The sequence below is a fragment of the Halopseudomonas yangmingensis genome (assembly GCF_900114825.1).
Lineage (GTDB): Bacteria > Pseudomonadota > Gammaproteobacteria > Pseudomonadales > Pseudomonadaceae > Halopseudomonas > Halopseudomonas yangmingensis.
In genome coordinates this window covers 15,682-32,844 of the sequence record NZ_FOUI01000020.1, presented here as the reverse complement: position 1 = coordinate 32,844, position 17,163 = coordinate 15,682, and the positions used below count along the sequence as shown (strand labels likewise).

General features: G+C 61.5%; 15 protein-coding genes and 1 pseudogene. 8 read left to right on the top strand and 8 right to left on the bottom strand.

Annotation, left to right across the window (positions count from 1 at the left end; translation table 11 throughout):
- A pseudogene (locus tag BMZ23_RS15075) lies at positions 1-262 on the top strand (hypothetical protein); the annotation flags it as partial.
- Positions 263-668: 406 nt separating this feature from the next.
- Here the strand turns inward: BMZ23_RS15075 and BMZ23_RS13980 are convergent.
- The 4 genes from BMZ23_RS13980 to BMZ23_RS13965 form a co-directional block, all read right to left on the bottom strand.
- Complete coding sequence (locus tag BMZ23_RS13980) at positions 669-1,163, bottom strand: hypothetical protein (protein WP_058090682.1); 495 nt, start codon at positions 1,161-1,163, stop codon at positions 669-671.
- Between the two features lie 99 nt (positions 1,164-1,262).
- A complete protein-coding gene (locus BMZ23_RS13975; RefSeq protein WP_093478741.1) occupies positions 1,263-1,718 on the bottom strand; it encodes a Spy/CpxP family protein refolding chaperone in 456 nt (151 codons plus the stop codon).
- Complete coding sequence (locus BMZ23_RS13970) at positions 1,715-2,152, bottom strand: anti-sigma factor family protein (RefSeq protein ID WP_058090684.1); 438 nt, start codon at positions 2,150-2,152, stop codon at positions 1,715-1,717. Before BMZ23_RS13970 ends, BMZ23_RS13975 begins: the two co-directional genes overlap by 4 nt.
- Positions 2,145-2,699: an RNA polymerase sigma factor gene (locus BMZ23_RS13965; RefSeq protein WP_093478738.1), complete on the bottom strand. Its 555-nt coding sequence runs from the start codon at positions 2,697-2,699 to the stop codon at positions 2,145-2,147. The genes BMZ23_RS13970 and BMZ23_RS13965 overlap by 8 nt, the downstream gene beginning before the upstream one ends.
- Positions 2,700-2,806: 107 nt before the next feature.
- Between BMZ23_RS13965 and BMZ23_RS13960 the strand changes: the two genes are divergently transcribed.
- Together BMZ23_RS13960 and BMZ23_RS13955 are read left to right on the top strand one after the other, a co-directional pair.
- Positions 2,807-3,151, top strand: coding sequence for a 4a-hydroxytetrahydrobiopterin dehydratase (locus BMZ23_RS13960; protein WP_093478735.1), 345 nt, complete (start codon positions 2,807-2,809; stop codon positions 3,149-3,151).
- A gap of 82 nt (positions 3,152-3,233) precedes the next feature.
- Positions 3,234-4,274, top strand: coding sequence for a GGDEF domain-containing protein (locus BMZ23_RS13955; protein WP_093478732.1), 1,041 nt, complete (start codon positions 3,234-3,236; stop codon positions 4,272-4,274).
- Positions 4,275-4,340: 66 nt separating this feature from the next.
- Here BMZ23_RS13955 and BMZ23_RS13950 read toward each other — a convergent pair whose 3' ends face one another.
- A complete protein-coding gene (locus tag BMZ23_RS13950; protein ID WP_093478729.1) occupies positions 4,341-4,982 on the bottom strand; it encodes a response regulator transcription factor in 642 nt (213 codons plus the stop codon).
- A 33-nt stretch (positions 4,983-5,015) separates the two neighbouring features.
- Positions 5,016-6,356, bottom strand: coding sequence for a sensor histidine kinase (locus tag BMZ23_RS13945; protein ID WP_093478726.1), 1,341 nt, complete (start codon positions 6,354-6,356; stop codon positions 5,016-5,018).
- A gap of 339 nt (positions 6,357-6,695) precedes the next feature.
- Here BMZ23_RS13945 and BMZ23_RS13940 point away from each other — a divergent pair, with 339 nt between their 5' ends.
- The 5 genes from BMZ23_RS13940 (at position 6,696) to BMZ23_RS13920 (ending at position 13,782) form a co-directional block, all read left to right on the top strand.
- A complete protein-coding gene (locus BMZ23_RS13940) occupies positions 6,696-8,315 on the top strand; it encodes an acyl-CoA synthetase (RefSeq protein ID WP_093478723.1) in 1,620 nt (539 codons plus the stop codon).
- Positions 8,316-8,395: 80 nt separating this feature from the next.
- Positions 8,396-9,772, top strand: coding sequence for a solute carrier family 23 protein (locus BMZ23_RS13935; protein ID WP_093478720.1), 1,377 nt, complete (start codon positions 8,396-8,398; stop codon positions 9,770-9,772).
- Between the two features lie 30 nt (positions 9,773-9,802).
- The gene (locus tag BMZ23_RS13930; protein WP_093478717.1) at positions 9,803-11,041 is read left to right on the top strand and encodes an OprD family porin; all 1,239 of its coding nucleotides are present in this window, start codon (positions 9,803-9,805) and stop codon (positions 11,039-11,041) included.
- Between the two features lie 56 nt (positions 11,042-11,097).
- A complete protein-coding gene (locus BMZ23_RS13925; RefSeq protein WP_093478714.1) occupies positions 11,098-11,964 on the top strand; it encodes an MBL fold metallo-hydrolase in 867 nt (288 codons plus the stop codon).
- A 126-nt stretch (positions 11,965-12,090) separates the two neighbouring features.
- A complete protein-coding gene (locus tag BMZ23_RS13920; protein ID WP_093478711.1) occupies positions 12,091-13,782 on the top strand; it encodes a long-chain-fatty-acid--CoA ligase in 1,692 nt (563 codons plus the stop codon).
- 35 nt (positions 13,783-13,817) lie between these two features.
- Here the strand turns inward: BMZ23_RS13920 and BMZ23_RS13915 are convergent, their stop codons facing one another.
- Together BMZ23_RS13915 and BMZ23_RS13910 are read right to left on the bottom strand one after the other, a co-directional pair.
- Positions 13,818-15,818 carry a peptidase U32 family protein gene (locus BMZ23_RS13915; protein ID WP_093478709.1) on the bottom strand — a complete coding sequence of 667 codons (2,001 nt, stop codon included), beginning with the start codon at positions 15,816-15,818 and terminating at the stop codon, positions 13,818-13,820.
- Positions 15,819-15,937: 119 nt separating this feature from the next.
- The gene (locus BMZ23_RS13910; RefSeq protein WP_093478706.1) at positions 15,938-17,023 is read right to left on the bottom strand and encodes a calcium/sodium antiporter; all 1,086 of its coding nucleotides are present in this window, start codon (positions 17,021-17,023) and stop codon (positions 15,938-15,940) included.
- Positions 17,024-17,163 lie beyond the last annotated feature (140 nt).

The window sequence follows — 17,163 nt, the reverse complement described above, 5'->3', positions numbered from 1 at the left end:
CCTGTCATACACGCCTGTCCCGGCCGGATATCTAATGGGTCGGCTGGCCAACCCGGTGGCAGCCATGCTGCATGATGTAAAGAGCCTTGAGCTACCAGTCTTGGCCCTGCCGGAAAGTTTGTTTTTTCTAGCCCGAGAAGGTAGCAAGCAGGAGCTGTCACGTACCGCGTCGATGCTTTATACCGGCGTTACCCGAGGAGTCAAACGTGTATACCTGCCTAGCTCTCACAAGGAGCACTTGTTAGGGCTGAAAAAGTTCTAGAGGCTGCGTGACTTGTCCTGTATGGCCCCAGCTATTGGTGGAGTTTCATGGGTGGCCCATCTCTAGCAATCAATCAGGCCAGCAGGGATGGTTGAACAATGCACTGAGATTGAATCACACCGGATTTCCTGGACACCTTCCAGGCTGAGATATCTGCCTCTGTATCATCCTCGTAGGTTGGCACTGTTGTGAAGGCCGTCCGCTGAGTCCTGCTGAACGAGGGGGGCAGGGTGGTTCGCTTTATGCCAGCCGAGCAGTATGTAAGCCGGCGCAGTCGCGCCACCGCCCGGTTGAAGCAGCGCCGGGCGGTGGCGTCACCTTTCGGCAAGCTCAAGCGAAATTACGCAAGCGTGGTTGCCATGGATTGTGCTTTCGGATGGTTGCCAATGTGAAGCGGCAACAGACACTAGTGGGCGACAGGGACAAACGACGGGTCATCAAAGTACTTGTCGTAGGCGTCCAGCGCGCCAATGACCTGTACAGCACCATCGCGGGGAGAGTCGGCGCTGCTGCCGGCCATTTTCTCGGCGCCAGCCATCAGCTGGGCGATGATCATGTGCAGTTGCGCGTCGGCAGCCGGCGGTAGCTGGCAGTTGGCGACCATGTAGGCAACGCCGTCATTGACTCGCTTGGCCAGTGGCACATAATCCTCCGCTGCCAGGCGGTCTTCGTGAATGACCTGCAGTGACTCACGCATGGCTTGACCGATCTCGCCCATGGCCTTGCTCAGCGGGGCGTCAATGGCCCACTGCTCGCCATTGTTCAGGTGCAGTTCAAAGGGAGCATCGCCGTGGTCGTGTTGATGAATGGCAGCGCCGTCGCTGGCCAGGCTGAGGCCGGAAAACAGCAGTCCGGCGGCCAGGGCAAAGGGTAGGGCAATCGGGGAAAGTCTGATGGGCATGGTCGGTCTCCATTCTGAGTATTGGCCAGCCAGCTGTTGCGACTGGCTTCATTCAGGCTAACGACGCTGGCGCTGGTTTTGTTCCCTTTGCCGATCAACTTATTCGTTATGCAGTGTTTCCACGTCCGATCGCTGGGGCGACTGACGCATTAGCAAACGGGCCAGGTGCTGGCGCTGGCTGGCGTCGAGAATCTCCCGCTCACGCAACAACTGTTCTATGACCAGTTGTTGCTGCCGGTTCTGCAGCTCGGCCAGCGTGCTCTGCGCGGCACGGATGAGCTCGGCGTCCAGCTGTTCGGCAAAGATGTGGTCGATCAACTGGTTGCGCTGCTGCTGTATGGCCAGCGTGGAGGTATTGAGTTCGAGCATGAAGGGCGCTTCGATGTCTTGCCATTGGCGCTGTTGTCGGTCATCCAGCTGGAGCTCGCGCACCAGCAGCGGGGTGCCGGATGCGCTCGCTCGCTCGGCCAGCTGTTGCCAGCCAAGCGCGGCCAGTACCCCCAGATTGAACAGCAGGGAGGCTATCAGCGCCAGGCGCAGGGTGGCTGTGTTCATCGCGGGTTCCCCTTGAGATAGCAGAGTTCGGGTTGGCGGCACAGGGCGCCGGGTGGCGTACTGTCTAGGATTGCCAGCGCCGCGAAGGTCGGCTCGCGGTTATCGATGGCTGGTGAGTTCAGGCCATTACCAATCAACAGTCCCAGCACCAGTGCCGCGGCTGCGGCCATGCCCGACCACAGACGCTGGCGTCGCAGATGGCGCGTGCCCGGCTGCTGGCGCTGCGGCAGTCGATCGAGAAGGCCGGTCATGTTCAGTTCCGGCTCGAAGGCCGGCAGTCGCTGCATATCCTGGCTCAACTCGCGCAGGGCCCGGTACTGATCCTGGCAGCGCGGGCAGCCGAGCAGGTGGCTGCTTATGTGCGCGGTGCTGGCGCCATCCAGTTCCTCGTCCAGATGGGCTGACAACTCGCTGATGTCCGGATGTTCAGTCATCGCTGTCTCCTGTGAGTGTACGGCGCGCCTGCAGCAGTGCCGAGCGGGCGCGGGCCAGGCGTGACTTCACCGTGCCTTCGCTGATCTCAAGTGCTGCGGCTATTTCCTGATAGGAAAGCCCCTCCAGCTCACGCAGTAGCAGCACTTCGCGTTGGGCCAGGGCCAGCCCGGTCAGCAGTTGCTCCAGTTGAGCTATCCTGCGGCCGCCTTCCAGCTGCCGCAGGGGCGATGGCGCAGGATCGATCAGTGCGTCATCTTCCGGCAGCGGCTCAGGCTCACGATGTGTGCGACGCAGCACATCGATGCAGGCATTGCGGGCGATGCGTAACAACCAGGTCTCGAAGCGGGCATCCGGTCGCCAGTCGGGCAGGGCGTGCCAGACCTTGATAAAGGTATCCTGGGTGATATCCAGCGCATTGTCCGGATTGCCACACAAACGCCGGACGAATGAAAACACCCGCCCCTGGTGTTGTTGCACCAGCCGGCCGAATGCCTGGCGGTCACCGGCCTGTGCCTGGCGGATCAGTTCTCCGTCAGTTCCGTGCATGTGGTCCCCTGGAAAGTGCCTGGCCTGTCTAACGTTGCCGCACCGGAAAATGTTCCATCTGCACTGGTCTAAGCTGATGAGTCTGGGGTATTCACTGGAGATCGTCCATGAGCACGTTGAGCGAACAGCATTGCGCGACCTGTTGGGCAGATGCACCAAGAGTGACAGAGCAGGAAGCGGCGGAGTTGCTGCGGCAGATACCGGCGTGGGCTCAGATTGAGGTTGAGGGGGTGGCGCAGCTTCGGCGGGTATTCAAACTGAAGAACTTTGCCCAAGCGCTGGCCTTTGCCAACCGCTTGGGTGAACTGGCCGAGGAACAGGGCCATCATCCGGCGCTGCTGGTGGAGTACGGCAAACTGACGGTGCGCTGGTGGACCCACGATATCGGCGGTCTGCACATCAATGATTTCATCATGGCGGCGCGGACCGATGAGCTTTGTTTTGAGGTCTAGGATGTACTGTTCCGGGTGAAATGAAACCAGATTCAGGGTAATGTCACTGCGATAGTAATTCCTTGCAGGAGCAAGTCGGTACATGGAAGCACGGCGTCGGTTGGATGAGCCCCGCTCGCAATTCTGGTTGATGAGTCTGCGCTGCTGCATGCTGGCCGGAAGTGTGGATGTTGCCTTCTTTTTCATCTTTCACTATCTCGGCTCGCCGATTCTGGCCTGGGTCAATGTGCTCAGTGTGCCGATGTACGCCACGGCCTACTGGGCGTTGTTGAATCGCCGCAACCGTCTGGCGGTCAGGCTGATCTGGATCGAGGTGATGGTGCATGCGGCGCTCGGCTCGCTGCTGATCGGGTGGGACAGTGGCTTTCACTATTACCTGCTGATGTTCATTCCGGCGCTGTATGCGGGTAACCGTTCCTTTGCCTGGGCCACCTTTGCGGTTTTCTGCCTGTGGCTGTTCTATGTGGCGCTGAATATCACCACGCGGCTGGTTGAGCCGCTGCAACCGATTTCCGACGGCGCCCTGCAGGGGGTGTATCTGTTCAACCTGACCACGGTATTCGGCATGTTCAGCTACCTGTCGCTGTACTACATGCTGACGGTCAAGCGCGCGCATCGCGACTTGAAACGCATGGCCACCACCGACCCGCTGACCCGGTTGTTCAACCGCCGGCACATGGTCGAGCTGGCCAATCAGGATATTTCCGGCAGCGACGCAGACGGCGCCAGACTGGCATTCCTGCTGATGGACGTGGATCACTTCAAGCAGATCAATGACCAGCATGGGCATGACTGTGGCGATCAGGTGCTCAGCCAGATCAGCCAGCTGTTGCAGGCGACGCTGCGCGAGCAGGACTATGTCGGGCGCTGGGGTGGCGAGGAGTTCCTTGCGGTATTGCCGGACACCGACAGCCTGCAGGCGCAGCAGATTGCCGAGCGGGTGCGTATGGCGGTGGCTGACCATGACTGGGGCCGCCATGGGCTGGACGCGCCGGTCACCCTGAGTATTGGTATCAGCCAGTACCGTTCAGGGGAGGTGCTTGGCAACAGTATTGCGCGTGCCGATGCGGCCCTGTACGCCAGCAAGCATGGCGGGCGCAACCGGGTCGAGGTGGCAGGGTAGGCGCCTGGGCAATAGCCATCCCGGCCAGTCAGTAGCGCCCGGGAGACGTGCTGTCGGACGCAGGGCTCAGCGCGGCTGCAGGCTGAAGGGTTCGATCAGGCCGGCGCCTATGGCCATGCCTACCAGTGCCGGCAGGCTGTCGGCCTGCATCCGTTTCATCACCCGCGAGCGGTACAGGTCCACGGTCTTTACGCTGACTTGCAACTGTTCGGCAATTTCCCGGTTGCTGTAGCCCTGCACCAGCGGTAGCAGGATGTCGCGCTCGCGGGGGGTCAGGCTGTCGAGCCTGGCCTGCACCTCATGCCGGGCGCGCTGGTTGGTGGCAATCACGGGTTGGCGGTTGAGCGCGCGCTGGACGCTGTCAAGCAGGAGCTGCTCGTTGTAGGGTTTCTCGATGAAGTCGACGGCGCCGCCGCGGAATGCGCGGACCACTATGGGGACATCAGCATGGGCGCTGACGAAGATAACCGGAAGCTCGATACCTCGCTCGCGCATGGCCTCTTGCACGGCCAGTCCGCCCATCCCCGGCATGCGGATATCCAGCAGCACACAGGCATTTGCCATTGGATCACAGGCCTCGAGAAAGCTCTGGCCGTTGGTGAATGCCAGTGCCTTGAGCCCCACTGAGTCAAACAGCCAGAGAGTGGAGTCGAGCATGCCCTGGTCATCATCGACAACATAGACCAGTTGCTGGGACATCTCGGGCATGGCTGCTCCTATGGCGCTACGCGGGTGTGTTGGTCAGGGCTGCTCTGAACCGGCCGGCAGCCAGCAATGCAGGCAGAGTCCGCCGGCATCCACCGGCAAGGCTTCCAGCCCGCCACCGAAGCCCTCTACGATACCCTGACTCATCGACAGCCCCAAGCCCAAACCCTCCGGTTTGCTGGTATAGAAAGGCGTAAAAATCCGTTGGCGCTGGTCCTCGGTGAGGCCGGGACCCTGGTCGAAAACGCGGATATGGACCAGCCCACCATCGCTGTCGAGTTGCAGGATGATCTGCGAGGCTGACTGCGGGTGACGTTCGCGGTTGGCTTCGATAGCGTTGCGCAGCAGGTTCAGCAATACCTGCTGCAACAGGATGGGGTCGACCTGGACCTGTGGCAGGTCAGCGGCACATTGCTCGACCACGCTTACCTGGTGCTGGCTGGCTTCCCAGGCGCAGAGGTTCACCGCGTCCCGCAGCAGTTGCGCCGGAGCCAGTGTTTGCAGGCGGCGCTGGCCCTTGCGCAAAAAGCCGCGCAGCCGGCGTATCACTGCCGCCGCGTGCTCGGCCTGTTCGCTGATACGGGCCAGTCCCTGTTCGACCTTGTCGAGTTCGGCCGGCCCTTGTTGTGCGCCACTCAGGTAACGCTGGCTGGCACTGGCGTAATTGAGAATGGCGGCCAGCGGCTGGTTCAGTTCATGGGCAATGCCCGAGGCCAGCTCGCCAAGGGTTGCCAGCCGCGCGGCGTGGGCCAGTTCGTCCTGCAGGCGGCGATGATTTTCCTCGCTGTGAATGCGTGCAGTGATATCACGCGACACACTCACTACCTCGATCACGCTGCCGGTATAGGTTTCGCGGATCGCACGGCTGGCGGTTTCAAACCAGAGGTAGTGCCCGTTCTGGTGCTGGATCCGGTAGGTTTCGGTCAGATAGCCATCCTGCTCCAGTACGCGCCGGTAGCGTTCGCTGAGGCGGTCGCTGTCCTGCGGGTGCAGAAGCTTTTGTATGGAGCTGCCGCGCAGTTGCTCGGGTGAGTAGCCGAGCAGGGTGCGTGCGGCTGGCGAGGCATCGAGGAATATGCCGTCGGGTGTATGCCGCGAAATCAGATCGGTGGTGTTTTCGATGATCAAGCGGTACAGCCGGTGGGCTACGGTGGCCTGGTGCTGCAAGCGCAGGCTGTTGGTTGCGTCGCGTCCGCGTACCAGAACCGCATTCAATGCTGGCTGGGGGATATAGCTCCAGAGCAGGTGTCGTTCTGCGGTCTGGCTTTCCACGTCCTCGATGCAGCGCTGTTGCTGGCGGCAGGCGCTGGCCAGTGCGTCGTGGTTGGTCGGTAGCCAGTCAGTCGGCTCGGTGCCGTTTGCGCGCAGGCGCTGCATGGCCGGGTTGCAAAGGCTCTGCAGGTCGCTGGTTATCAGCAGGCTGGGCTGCGGGTCGTTGGCGAGCAGCTGTGTTGCCAGCTGCTGTTACAACTCGGGTTGGCTGCATCAAAAATACCGTCGATTGGCGCTGGAACCGTGCCAATCTGAATTGATCAGCGATTCCCAAGGTATCAGGCTTTGTAGTCAATCGGGGTTCCTATAGTAAAAATACTATAATACTTTAGGTTAAGTTCCATATTTATTCTAAATGAACTATAAATCATGCCATGCAAGTCTGGTAGTCATATCCAGACCTGTCACTACAAGAGCCAACAAATACATAGCCCAGGTGTTGCCATGTCAATTTTTCAGGAAGGCCTGTCCCAGGCACCGGTCAACCATATCGCCCTGACCCCGCTGAGTTTCATCGAGCGGACTGCCAGCGTCTATCCGCATTACCCTGCGGTGATCCATGGTGCCATTCGCCGCAACTGGCAGGAAACCTATCAACGCTGCCGGCGACTGGCGTCGGCCTTGCAGGGGCGCGGTATCGGTGTCGGCGACACGGTGGCCGTCATGCTGCCGAATATTCCGGCCATGCTGGAAGCCCATTTCGGCGTCCCCATGATCGGCGCAGTGCTCAATACCCTCAATGTGCGCCTGGATGCCGAAGCTATCGCTTTCATGCTCAACCATGGCGAAGCCCGGGCGCTGATTACCGACCGTGAATTTCATGCAGTGATCCGTGACGCGCTGAAGCTGATCAATCGGCCGATTCTGGTCATTGATGTGGATGATCCTGAGTATGGCGAAGGCGAGCCGGTCAGCAATCTTGATTACGAGGCCTTTCTTGCCGAGGGTGATCCCGGGTTCAACTGGCACTGGCCGAGTGACGAGTGGCAGGCTGTCTCGCTGAACTACACCTCCGGCACCACCGGCAACCCCAAGGGTGTGGTCTATCACCACCGTGGTGCCTATCTGAATGCGCTGGGCAACCAGATGACCTGGGGCATGGGCCAGCATCCGGTGTATCTGTGGACCCTGCCGATGTTCCACTGCAACGGCTGGTGCTATCCCTGGACCATTACCGCTCTGGCCGGGGTGCATGTGTGTCTGCGCCGGGTCGATCCGCAAAAAATTCTCAATCTGATTGATGAACACAAGGTTACGCATCTGTGTGGCGCGCCCATTGTGCTCAATGCCCTGGTCAATATGCCGGAGTCGGCCAAGGCAGCCATCGACCACCCGGTCAAGGCCATGGTCGCTGGTGCGGCGCCGCCGGCCAAGGTGATTGGCGCGGTCGAGGCCATGGGTATCGAAGTTACCCACGTATACGGGCTGACCGAGGTCTACGGTCCGGTCACCGTGTGCGCCTGGCATGACGAGTGGAACGAGCTGCCACTGGACGAACGGGCCCGGCTGAAGTCGCGTCAGGGCGTGCGCTACCCGACCCTGGAAGGGGTGATGGTTGCTGATCCGCAGAGCCTGCAGCCGGTGCCCTGTGATGGCGAAACCATCGGTGAAATCTTTATGCGCGGCAATACGGTAATGAAGGGCTACCTGAAGAATCCGGAAGCTACCGCCGAGGCGTTTGACGGTGGCTGGTTCCATACCGGTGATCTGGCGGTGTGTCATCCCAATGGGTATGTGGAAATCCGCGACCGCCTGAAAGACATCATTATTTCCGGTGGCGAGAACATCTCCACTATCGAGGTTGAAGACACGCTCTACCGGCACCCGGCTGTACTTGAAGCGGCAGTGGTGGCTCGCCCTGACGAGCGATGGGGCGAGACGCCCTGCGCCTTTGTTGCGCTGAAGGGAGGGCTGCAGGCCGGTGCCGAGGACCTGATGCAGTTTTGCCGCGAACATCTGGCTGGCTTCAAGGTGCCGAAAACCGTGGTGTTCACCGACCTGCCCAAGACCTCGACCGGCAAGATCCAGAAGTACGTACTGCGCGACTGGGCCAGACAGCTCTGATATGTCGGCTGTAAGCCCGCACAACCCGTTTCACAACAACAACAAGCGGCCGGACCCGTTCCGGCCGACGGAGGCTTAGCATGCAAGTGTTCAAGCGCGCCGATGGCGCCGAGCAACCCCATTGGTCCTGTGGTCCGTTCAAGGTTCGTCTGCCCTTTGTGCATTACCGCTGGGAGACGGCGGAAATGCTGCAGGCGCTGATCATGTTTGTGGTCAGCCTGGGCATGATTCCGTTGCTGGAAAAATTCCTTGGTCTGCCCTATGACGTGGCGCTGGCCTATGTAGTGGTATGCGGCATCGGGTTTATGCTGCCGGCTCTGCTCGGCGTGCCCATGGTGCCGGGCTGGATCACTCCGGCGATCCCGGTGGTGTTGCTGTTTCTCGGTGATTTCGAGCCGGGACCGGAGGCTATCCAGGCGCTGTTTGCGTTGCAGTTTCTGGTGTTTCTGATCTTTCTGGTGCTTGGCATCACCCGGCTTGGCAGCGTGATGGTGCGTATTGTGCCCAACTCGATGAAGGGCGGAATCATTATCGGCGCAGGTATCGCCGCACTGATGGGCGAGATTTCCAGCGGCGGGCGTCTGGCCAACACGCCGATTTCGCTGGTGCTGGGTAGTCTGATCTGTCTGTACCTGATGTTCTCGGTCTCGTTCAAGGGGCTGACCGAGCGCCTGCCGTTCATGCGCAAGATCGTCAACTACGGCATGGTGCCGGGTATGCTGATTGCCATCATCGTTGGTATTGCGGTTGGCGAGTACACAATGCCGGACGTGCGCTGGGGCATCACCACGCCGGCGTTCGGCGAGATGTGGAACTACCTGCCGTTCATGCTTGGCTTTCCGGAGTTCAAGGTGTTTTTGCTTGCGGTGCCAACCGCCGTGATCGCCTACATCATTGCCTTCGGCGACATCATTGTCGGCCAGTCACTGATGCAGCGTGCCGATGAGCTGCGCCCGGACGAGGTGATCGAGAACAATATCGACCGCGTCCACCTGGTGACGGCCATTCGTAACGCGCTGCATGCTTTTTTTGCGCCTTATCCGGGCTTGGCTGGGCCGATCTGGACCGCTGTTGCGGCAACCATGGCCGAACGTTACAAGTATGGCCGCAATGCCATGGACTCGATCTACAGTGGTGCCGGCACTTTCTGGATCACCGGCTTTATCGCCCTGTTTATGCTGCCGCTGGTCAGCTTCTTCCAGCCGGTACTGCCGATTGCCCTGTCACTGACATTGATCCTGACCGGATACATCTGCCTGATGGTCGGCTTCGAACAGCTCAACAACAATACCGAGCGCGGCGTGGCCGGCACCATGGGTGTGGTGCTGGCGGTTTATGGTGCCGGCTGGGGCCTGGCGGCCGGAGCTGTGTTGTACCTGCTGGTCGAGCGTACCCATATTCTGCGTTTTCGCAGCGTCCGGGATAATGCCGATGCCAGTGCGCCGGTGCGTGACTGAACAACCATAACAAACAACAAGGGGACGACCATGAAACGCTTTCATGCATGTGTGCTGCTTGGCCTTGGAAGCCTGATGGCGCTGCCGGCCAGTGCCGACCTGCTGCAGGACAGCCAGACTCGCCTGGAACTGCGCAACTTCTACTTCAATCGCGACTTCCGTCAGTCCGGTGCCGCGCAAGGCAAGGCTGACGAATGGGCTCAGGGCATTCGTCTCGACTGGCAGTCCGGCTACACGCCAGGCCGCTTCGGTGTCGGTCTGGACGCCATTGGCCTGCTGGGCATCAAGCTCGATTCCAGTCCCGACCGCACTGGCACCGGCCTGCTCAAGGCCGACCGTAGTGAAGGTCGGGCGATGGACGACTATGCGCAAATCGGCCTGACCGCCAAGATACGGCTGGATGAGCACCTGTTGCGCATCGGCACCCTGCTGCCGCAACTGCCATTGGCCATGCACAATGACAGCCGCCTGTTGCCGCAGACCTTCCGCGGCGGCTGGCTGCAGGCCAAAGGTGGCGAGGCACTGGGCTTCGAGCTGGGCCGCTTCGACGCCATCAACCTGCGCGATTCGTCCGATCACCAGCGTATGCGACCGGTGCAGGGTGGTGCGCGCAACGTCAGCGTAGGCGGCAAGCCTGACAGCAATGCCTTTGAATTCGCGGGTGCCAGCTACCGCTTTAACCCCGATACCCGTGCCAGCTATCACTTCGGTGAGCTTGATGGTATCTACCGCCAGCACTATCTGACGCTGAACCACAGCCGAACGCTGAACTCTGGCCGGTTCAGCGCCGATCTGCGCTACGCTGATGCCAGCAACGCCGGGCGCAGCAATATAGACAACCGCATGACCAGTCTGGCGCTGGCCTGGCAGACCGGTATGCAGCGCTTCGGTGCCAGCTACCAGCAGATGGCGGGGCGTACCGGCTTCGCCTATCTCAATGGCACTGACCCGTTCCTGGTTCACCTGGTACAGATCAACGACTTCGCCAACCGCGACGAGCGCAGCTGGCAACTGCGCCATGACTACAGTTTCGCCGATCTTGGCCTGCCGGGCCTTAGCCTGATGAACCGCTACACCCATGGCGACAACATCAGACTGGCAAGCGGCCGCGGCAGCGAATGGGAGCGCAACACGGATCTTGCCTATACGGTCCAGGGGGGGCTGCTGAAGAATCTGTCTGTGCGCTGGCGCAACGCAACCTACCGCAGCAGTTTTGCCAGCGACATGGATGAGAACCGGCTGATTGTTGGCTACAGCTTTACGTTGTAAGCGGCACCGCCGGCGACAGCGCAGACCGTATCACCTCACCTAACGAGAACTCTGCAATGCGTACATTCACCACCCTGGAAGGCAACAGTCAGCGGCTTGATGGCGGAGCCATGTTTGGTAATGCGCCCAAGGCCCTGTGGTCACGCTGGGTCGAAACAGACGAGCACAACCGCATTACCCTGAGTTGCCGCGCTCTGCTGGTGCAGGAAGATGACCGCAACATTTTGGTCGAAACCGGCATAGGCGCCTTCTTCGAGCCGCGCCTGAAAGAGCGCTACGGTGTCATCGAGGACCGCCACGTGTTGCTTGAAAGCCTGGCTGAAATCGGTCTCGGGCATGAGGACATTGATGTCGTTGTTCTTACCCATCTGCACTTCGACCATGCCGGTGGCCTGCTCAGCGCCTGGCAGGCGGGCCAGCCGGCACACCTGCTGTTTCCCAATGCCTCCTTTGTCACCGGCCAGCGTCATTGGCACCGGGCCCGACGACCGCACCCGCGCGACCAGGCCTCGTTCATACCCGAGCTGCTCAATTTGCTTGAAACCAGTGGCCGGCTGGAACTGATTGCCGATGGACAGCAGTCCGCTGCGCTGGGTGACGGCTGGCGTTTCCGCTTCAGCGATGGGCACACCCCGGGCTTGATGATTCCCGAGTTTGACATGCCATCTGGTCCGGTGGTGTTTCCGGGCGATCTGATTCCCGGTGCGCCCTGGGTGCACCTGCCGATCACCATGGGCTATGACCGCTTTCCCGAAGCGCTGATCGAGGAAAAGGAAGAGCTGCTCGACTCGCTGGTTGCCCGTCATGGCCGGCTGGTATTCACCCATGATCCGGTGGTCGCGGTGGCGGGCGTGCAGCGAGACGAGCAGAGCGGCCGTTATCAGATAGCCAATCCCAGCGGCAATCTGGTGGCGAGCAACTGAGGCCTGAGTGGCCGCGGGATGGATCCTGCGGTCGATAACCCGTCATATCCGCCATCAATGTGTCTAGGCGTCGAGACAGCCAGCGGCTACCTTCGAGCCATACAAAAACAACATTGGAGGTCGGTGATGAGCCAGTCGATGCCCTGGTTGCAGTCCTATCCCGCGCACATGGCGCATCAGCCGGCGTTGCCGGTGGGGCCGGTGTGGGCGTTGCTGGAGGGGGCAGCGCGCGAGTTTCCCGAGCGTCCGGCGATCGACTTCTTTGGGCACAAGCTCAGTTATGCCGAGCTGGATGCGCTGGTGCGCCGCGCTGCCAGCGGCCTGCAGCAACTCGGCGTGGGGCCGGGGGTGCATGTGGGCCTGTACCTGCCGAACTGCCCGCATTACTTCATCAGCTTTATGGCAGTGCTGCGCGCCGGCGGCACTGTGGTCAACTATTCCCCGCTGGATGCCGAGCGCACCCTGGCGCACAAGATCGAGGACAGCCAGACCGATCTGATGATTACCCTGGATCTGGCGGCCTTTTACCCGCGCATGGCCGAGTTGCTGCACAGCACCCGTCTGCAGCGCTTGCTGGTTGGTCAGTTGACCGAGTTCTGTGGCCCGGTCAGCCAGGCGCAGGCCGAGCAGCTGGGGCCGCGTGCCGAGGTGCAGTGGAATGACCAGTGCCTGCCGTTTGCCAGTCTGCTGGCGCAGGGCGATGACTGCCGCCTGCATCCGCTGGATGATCCGCAGGCAGCGCTGGCAGTGGTGCAGTACACCGGCGGTACCACCGGGCTACCGAAGGGCGCGATGCTCACCCACGCCAACCTGACCAGCTCCTGCTCGCAGCTGCTGGCGATTCTTGGCAACGAGCTGACGCCGGGCAATGAGCGGGTGCTGGCGGTGCTGCCACCGTTCCATATCTATGCGCTGATGATCAACATGCTGTTCAGCCTGCGCATGGCCGCCGAGGTTTACCTGCATCCGCGCTTTGATCCGGTTGAGGTGCTGGACTGCATTCACCGGCAACGCATCAGCACCTTCCCCGGCGTGCCGACCATGTTTATCGGGCTGCTCGCCCATCCGCTGACGGCCCAGCGCGACCTGAGCTCGCTGAAGGTCTGCAATTCCGGTGGTGCGCCCCTGCCGCTGGAGGTGCAGCAACGCTTCCAGCAGGTCGCCGGCTGTCGCCTGCGCGAGGGCTGGGGCATGACCGAAACCTCGACGGTTGGCACCTTCACGCCGGCCGATGCCGAGCCGCGTAATGGCTCCTGCGGCCTGCCGGCACCCGGTTGCCGGGTGCGCCTGCTGGCGCTGGATGGCAGTGAGCGGGAGGTGGCGCCGGGCGAGGAGGGCGAGCTGTGCATTGCCGGGCCGAACATCACCACGGGTTACTGGAAGCGTGCCGATGCCACCGCGGAGTCGATGACCAGTGACGGCTTCCTGCGCACCGGTGATGTGGCGCGTATGGATCAGCAGGGCTGGTTGTATATCGTTGATCGCACCAAGGACATGATTCTGTGCAGCGGCTATAACGTCTATCCGCGGATCATCGAGGAGGCGATCTACGAGCATCCGGCGGTGGAGGAGGTCTCGGTAATCGGTATTGACGATGCCTATCGCGGTCAGGCGCCGAAGGCCTTTATCAAGCTGCGCGCCGCTGCCGAGCCCTTCGATTTTACCGAGCTGCAGGCGTTTCTGGCGTCGCGGCTGGGCAAGCACGAACGGCTGGCGGCGATGGAAATCCGTGACAGCCTGCCGAAAACCCCGGTCGGCAAGCTGTCGAAGAAGGAACTGGTTGAACAGGAGCGCCAGCGCAGCCAACGCTGTGCCTGAGCCTCACCCGGGCATGCTGTCCGTCGCGCTCCGCCTCAGTGCGGGGCGCGGCGGATGGTCTTGCGCAAGTCGTCCGGGGTGATCGAACCCACCACCGAGGCCTGACTGCCGGGCAGCGGCTGGCGCAGGATGTTGCCCTTGATCCTGCCGATCACGTGCATCTCGCAGGGCTTGCAGTCGAACTTCAGGGTCAGCACTTCGTTGTCGTGCACCAGCTGCATCGGCTTGGCGTTGCTGCGCACGCCGATCACGCCCTTGGCCTGTTTCGGACAGAGGTTGAAGGAGAAGCGCAGGCAGTGCTTGGTGATCATCACCGGCACCTCGCCGAGTTCCTCGTGGGCCTCGAAGGCGGCATCGATCAGCTCGACGCCAAAGCGCTGGTAGAAGGCCCGCGCCTTGGCGTTATAGACGTTGGCCAGAAAGCTCAGGTGCGATTCCGGATAGACCGGCGGCGGTACACTGACCGGCTTGCGGCTGCCGCGCGGGTGGGCGGCCAGGCGCGCGGCATCCAGTTGCTCGATCACGCTGCGGCGCAGCGCCTTCAGGCGTGACAGCGGCACGAAGGGCAGCTCCGCCAGTGTCAGTTCGATGCCCTCGCAGTGGTACAGGGTGTTGCCCAGCTGGGTCAGCAGGTCCTCGATCTGGCTGCGCGCGCGCTCGGCGTTCTGCGCGGCTTCAAAGGGGCCTTCCAGGCTCTGGCTGACAGTCACGCCATCCTCGCTGCGGGCACTCAGGGTCAGTGCGCCGGCATCGCCACTCAGTTGCCAGTGCAGGCCGACACGGCGCTCGGCCGAGGGTTTTTGCAGCGCCAGCTGCCAGTTGTGGTCGAGGTTGCGACTCAGGGTCTGGCCGGGGCGCGCACGGCGCAGCGCCTCGGGCAGTTCGTTGGGTTCGATGCGGTAGTGCCAGCGCGGCTGGCCGTCCTCGTCCTGATGCTGGCTGAGCAGCTCGGCGATATTCGCGCGGAAGCCGACCACCTCGCGCTTGACCAGCACATTCAGGCCGTCACCGTTATTCAGTGGCTCATGGCTGCTGACCAGCAGGTCGTTCTTGCGCACCTGCTGCAGCTCGCCGACCGGCAGCCCGGTAAAGGTCGGGGTATCGAAGGCGCCGATATCCAGCTTGCGCGTATTGACGAAATAATCGGTGCTGCCGCGGTGGAAGGTCTTGTCCGGATCAGGAATGAAGAAGTGCTCACTGCGCCCGCTGGAGGCGCGCGCCAGATGCGGGCGCTCGGCTAGTACCGCATCCACCTGCTGGCGATACCAGGCGGTGATGTTCTTCACATAGGCGGCATCCTTGTAGCGCCCCTCGATCTTGAACGAGCGGATGCCGGCATCCACCAGTGCGCCGAGGTTGGCGGTCTGGTTGTTGTCCTTCATCGACAGCAGGTGCTTTTCATAGGCGACCACGCCGCCGTGCTCGTCGGTCAGGGTGTAGGGCAGCCGGCAGGCCTGCGAGCAGTCGCCACGGTTGGCACTGCGCCCGGTCTGCGCGTGGGAGATATTGCACTGACCGGAAAAGGCCACGCACAGCGCGCCGTGCACAAAGAACTCCAGCGGGGTGTCTACTGCTTCATGAATGGCGCGGATCTGCTCAAGACTCAGCTCGCGCGCCAGTACCAGCTGCGAGAAACCGGCCTGACCGAGAAACCTGGCCTTGTCCAGGTTGCGGATATCGCACTGGGTGCTGGCGTGGATTTCAATCGGCGGGATATCCAGTTCCATCACGCCCATGTCCTGCACGATCAGCGCATCCACCCCGGCGTCGTACAGCTGGTGGATCAGCCGGCGCGCCGGCTCCAGTTCGTCGTCATGCAGGATGGTATTCAGGGTGACGAACACCCGCGCATGGTACTGGTGGGCAAAGGGCACCAGCGCGGCAATGTCGGCGACGCTGTTGGCCGCGTTGTGCCGCGCACCGAAGCCGGGCCCGCCGATATACACCGCATCGGCACCATGCAGGATGGCCTCGCGGGCAATCCCGGCATCACGCGCCGGGCTGAGCAGTTCGATATGGTGGGCAGGCAGGGACATGGCGGCAACCGTTGGCAGGCAAAGGGCGGATTGTAGCGGGAGTGCGGGCCTGCCGCACCCCCGGACTGTCTTCGCTTCGCCAGTTCAAGGCTTGCCTTGGGGCATGCAGGAAATGCCTGCTAGCGTTTGAATGGCCCGCCGTGCTCACGCCAGCCCTGCCACATTAGCACCATCAGGGTCAGTCCTGTCAGCGGCAACAGGTAGAACAGGGTGGCACTGGACAGGCTCTGATAGACCGTGGTGTTGCTGCCGGCCAGGATCAGATGCAGGGTATAGATCACGTAATAGCCAAGGAACAACAAGCCTTCCCAGCGATTGATGCGAAGGCCGCTGAAGAAGATCGGCAGACAGGCAATCGCCACCGCCAGCATGATCAGCATGTCGAAGCGCAGCACCTCGGCAGACACAGCAATGCCCTGCGGTGCAAGAAAGCTGGCCAGGCCAAGGACGGCCAGCAGGTTGAACAGGTTGCTGCCGACCACGTTACCCACCGCAATGTCGCGGTGCCCTCGCAGGCTGGCAATCACCGAGGTTGCTACCTCCGGCAGCGAGGTGCCGGCTGCCACTATGGTCAGTCCGATTACCCGTTCGGATATGCCAAGACTGGCGGCCATCGCGACTGCGCCATCAACCAGCCAGCGCGCACCCAGCACCAGCATCACCAGTCCGCCCACCACAAACAGCAGGTTGAGTGGCACCGAACCGGCGGTTGTCGGCACGTCCAGCTCTTCAGCCTCACTGGCAGCGCGACTGGCATTGCGTGAGGAAACCACTAGAAATACCGTATAGGCGACAATCAGGGCCATCAGTAGCAGGCCTTCAAGTCGCCCCAGCAGCCCATTCATCGACAACAACATTACCAGCAGGCTGGCGCCAATCATCAGCGGCACATCCAGCCGGATCAATTGTCGGGACACCACCAGTGGGGCAATTAGTGCCGACAGACCCAGAATGAACAGCACGTTGAAGATGTTGCTGCCCAGCACATTGCCCAGAGCGATATCACCTTGGCCGGATAGCGCCGCGCCAGCGCTCACAGCCATTTCCGGCGCGCTGGTGCCGAAGGCAACCACTGTCAGGCCAATCACCAGTGGTGATATGCGAAAACCGACTGCCAGTCTTGAGGCGCCCTTGACCAGCACTTCGGCGCCAGCCACCAACAACACCAGACCCACAACAAACAACAGTAATTGCAAGGGGGACATGCTATGCGCTACTCCGAAGCTGAAGAAACCTGCTTGTGCAGGTGCGCTAATCTAGCATGCCGTCGAACTGCCGGGCAGAGACATGCCGGGCCTGTGCCAGGGGGGAGAGGCGTTCGGGAAAGACTGCCCCGCACGCAGTC

What these genes read in the sequence shown, in the direction of transcription:
- BMZ23_RS13960 (WP_093478735.1), top strand. Translation starts at nt 2,807, where the DNA reads ATGAGCACGTTGAGCGAACAGCATTGCGCGACCTGTTGGGCAGATGCA.
- BMZ23_RS13935 (WP_093478720.1), top strand. Translation starts at nt 8,396, where the DNA reads ATGCAAGTGTTCAAGCGCGCCGATGGCGCCGAGCAACCCCATTGGTCC.
- BMZ23_RS13920 (WP_093478711.1), top strand. Translation starts at nt 12,091, where the DNA reads ATGAGCCAGTCGATGCCCTGGTTGCAGTCCTATCCCGCGCACATGGCG.
- BMZ23_RS13975 (WP_093478741.1), bottom strand. Translation starts at nt 1,718, where the DNA reads ATGAACACAGCCACCCTGCGCCTGGCGCTGATAGCCTCCCTGCTGTTC.
- BMZ23_RS13915 (WP_093478709.1), bottom strand. Translation starts at nt 15,818, where the DNA reads ATGTCCCTGCCTGCCCACCATATCGAACTGCTCAGCCCGGCGCGTGAT.
- BMZ23_RS13940 (WP_093478723.1), top strand. Translation starts at nt 6,696, where the DNA reads ATGTCAATTTTTCAGGAAGGCCTGTCCCAGGCACCGGTCAACCATATC.
- BMZ23_RS13965 (WP_093478738.1), bottom strand. Translation starts at nt 2,699, where the DNA reads ATGCACGGAACTGACGGAGAACTGATCCGCCAGGCACAGGCCGGTGAC.
- BMZ23_RS13950 (WP_093478729.1), bottom strand. Translation starts at nt 4,982, where the DNA reads ATGCCCGAGATGTCCCAGCAACTGGTCTATGTTGTCGATGATGACCAG.
- BMZ23_RS13930 (WP_093478717.1), top strand. Translation starts at nt 9,803, where the DNA reads ATGAAACGCTTTCATGCATGTGTGCTGCTTGGCCTTGGAAGCCTGATG.
- BMZ23_RS13910 (WP_093478706.1), bottom strand. Translation starts at nt 17,023, where the DNA reads ATGTCCCCCTTGCAATTACTGTTGTTTGTTGTGGGTCTGGTGTTGTTG.
- BMZ23_RS13980 (WP_058090682.1), bottom strand. Translation starts at nt 1,163, where the DNA reads ATGCCCATCAGACTTTCCCCGATTGCCCTACCCTTTGCCCTGGCCGCC.
- BMZ23_RS13945 (WP_093478726.1), bottom strand. Translation starts at nt 6,356, where the DNA reads ATGCAGCGCCTGCGCGCAAACGGCACCGAGCCGACTGACTGGCTACCG.
- BMZ23_RS13970 (WP_058090684.1), bottom strand. Translation starts at nt 2,152, where the DNA reads ATGACTGAACATCCGGACATCAGCGAGTTGTCAGCCCATCTGGACGAG.
- BMZ23_RS13925 (WP_093478714.1), top strand. Translation starts at nt 11,098, where the DNA reads ATGCGTACATTCACCACCCTGGAAGGCAACAGTCAGCGGCTTGATGGC.
- BMZ23_RS13955 (WP_093478732.1), top strand. Translation starts at nt 3,234, where the DNA reads ATGGAAGCACGGCGTCGGTTGGATGAGCCCCGCTCGCAATTCTGGTTG.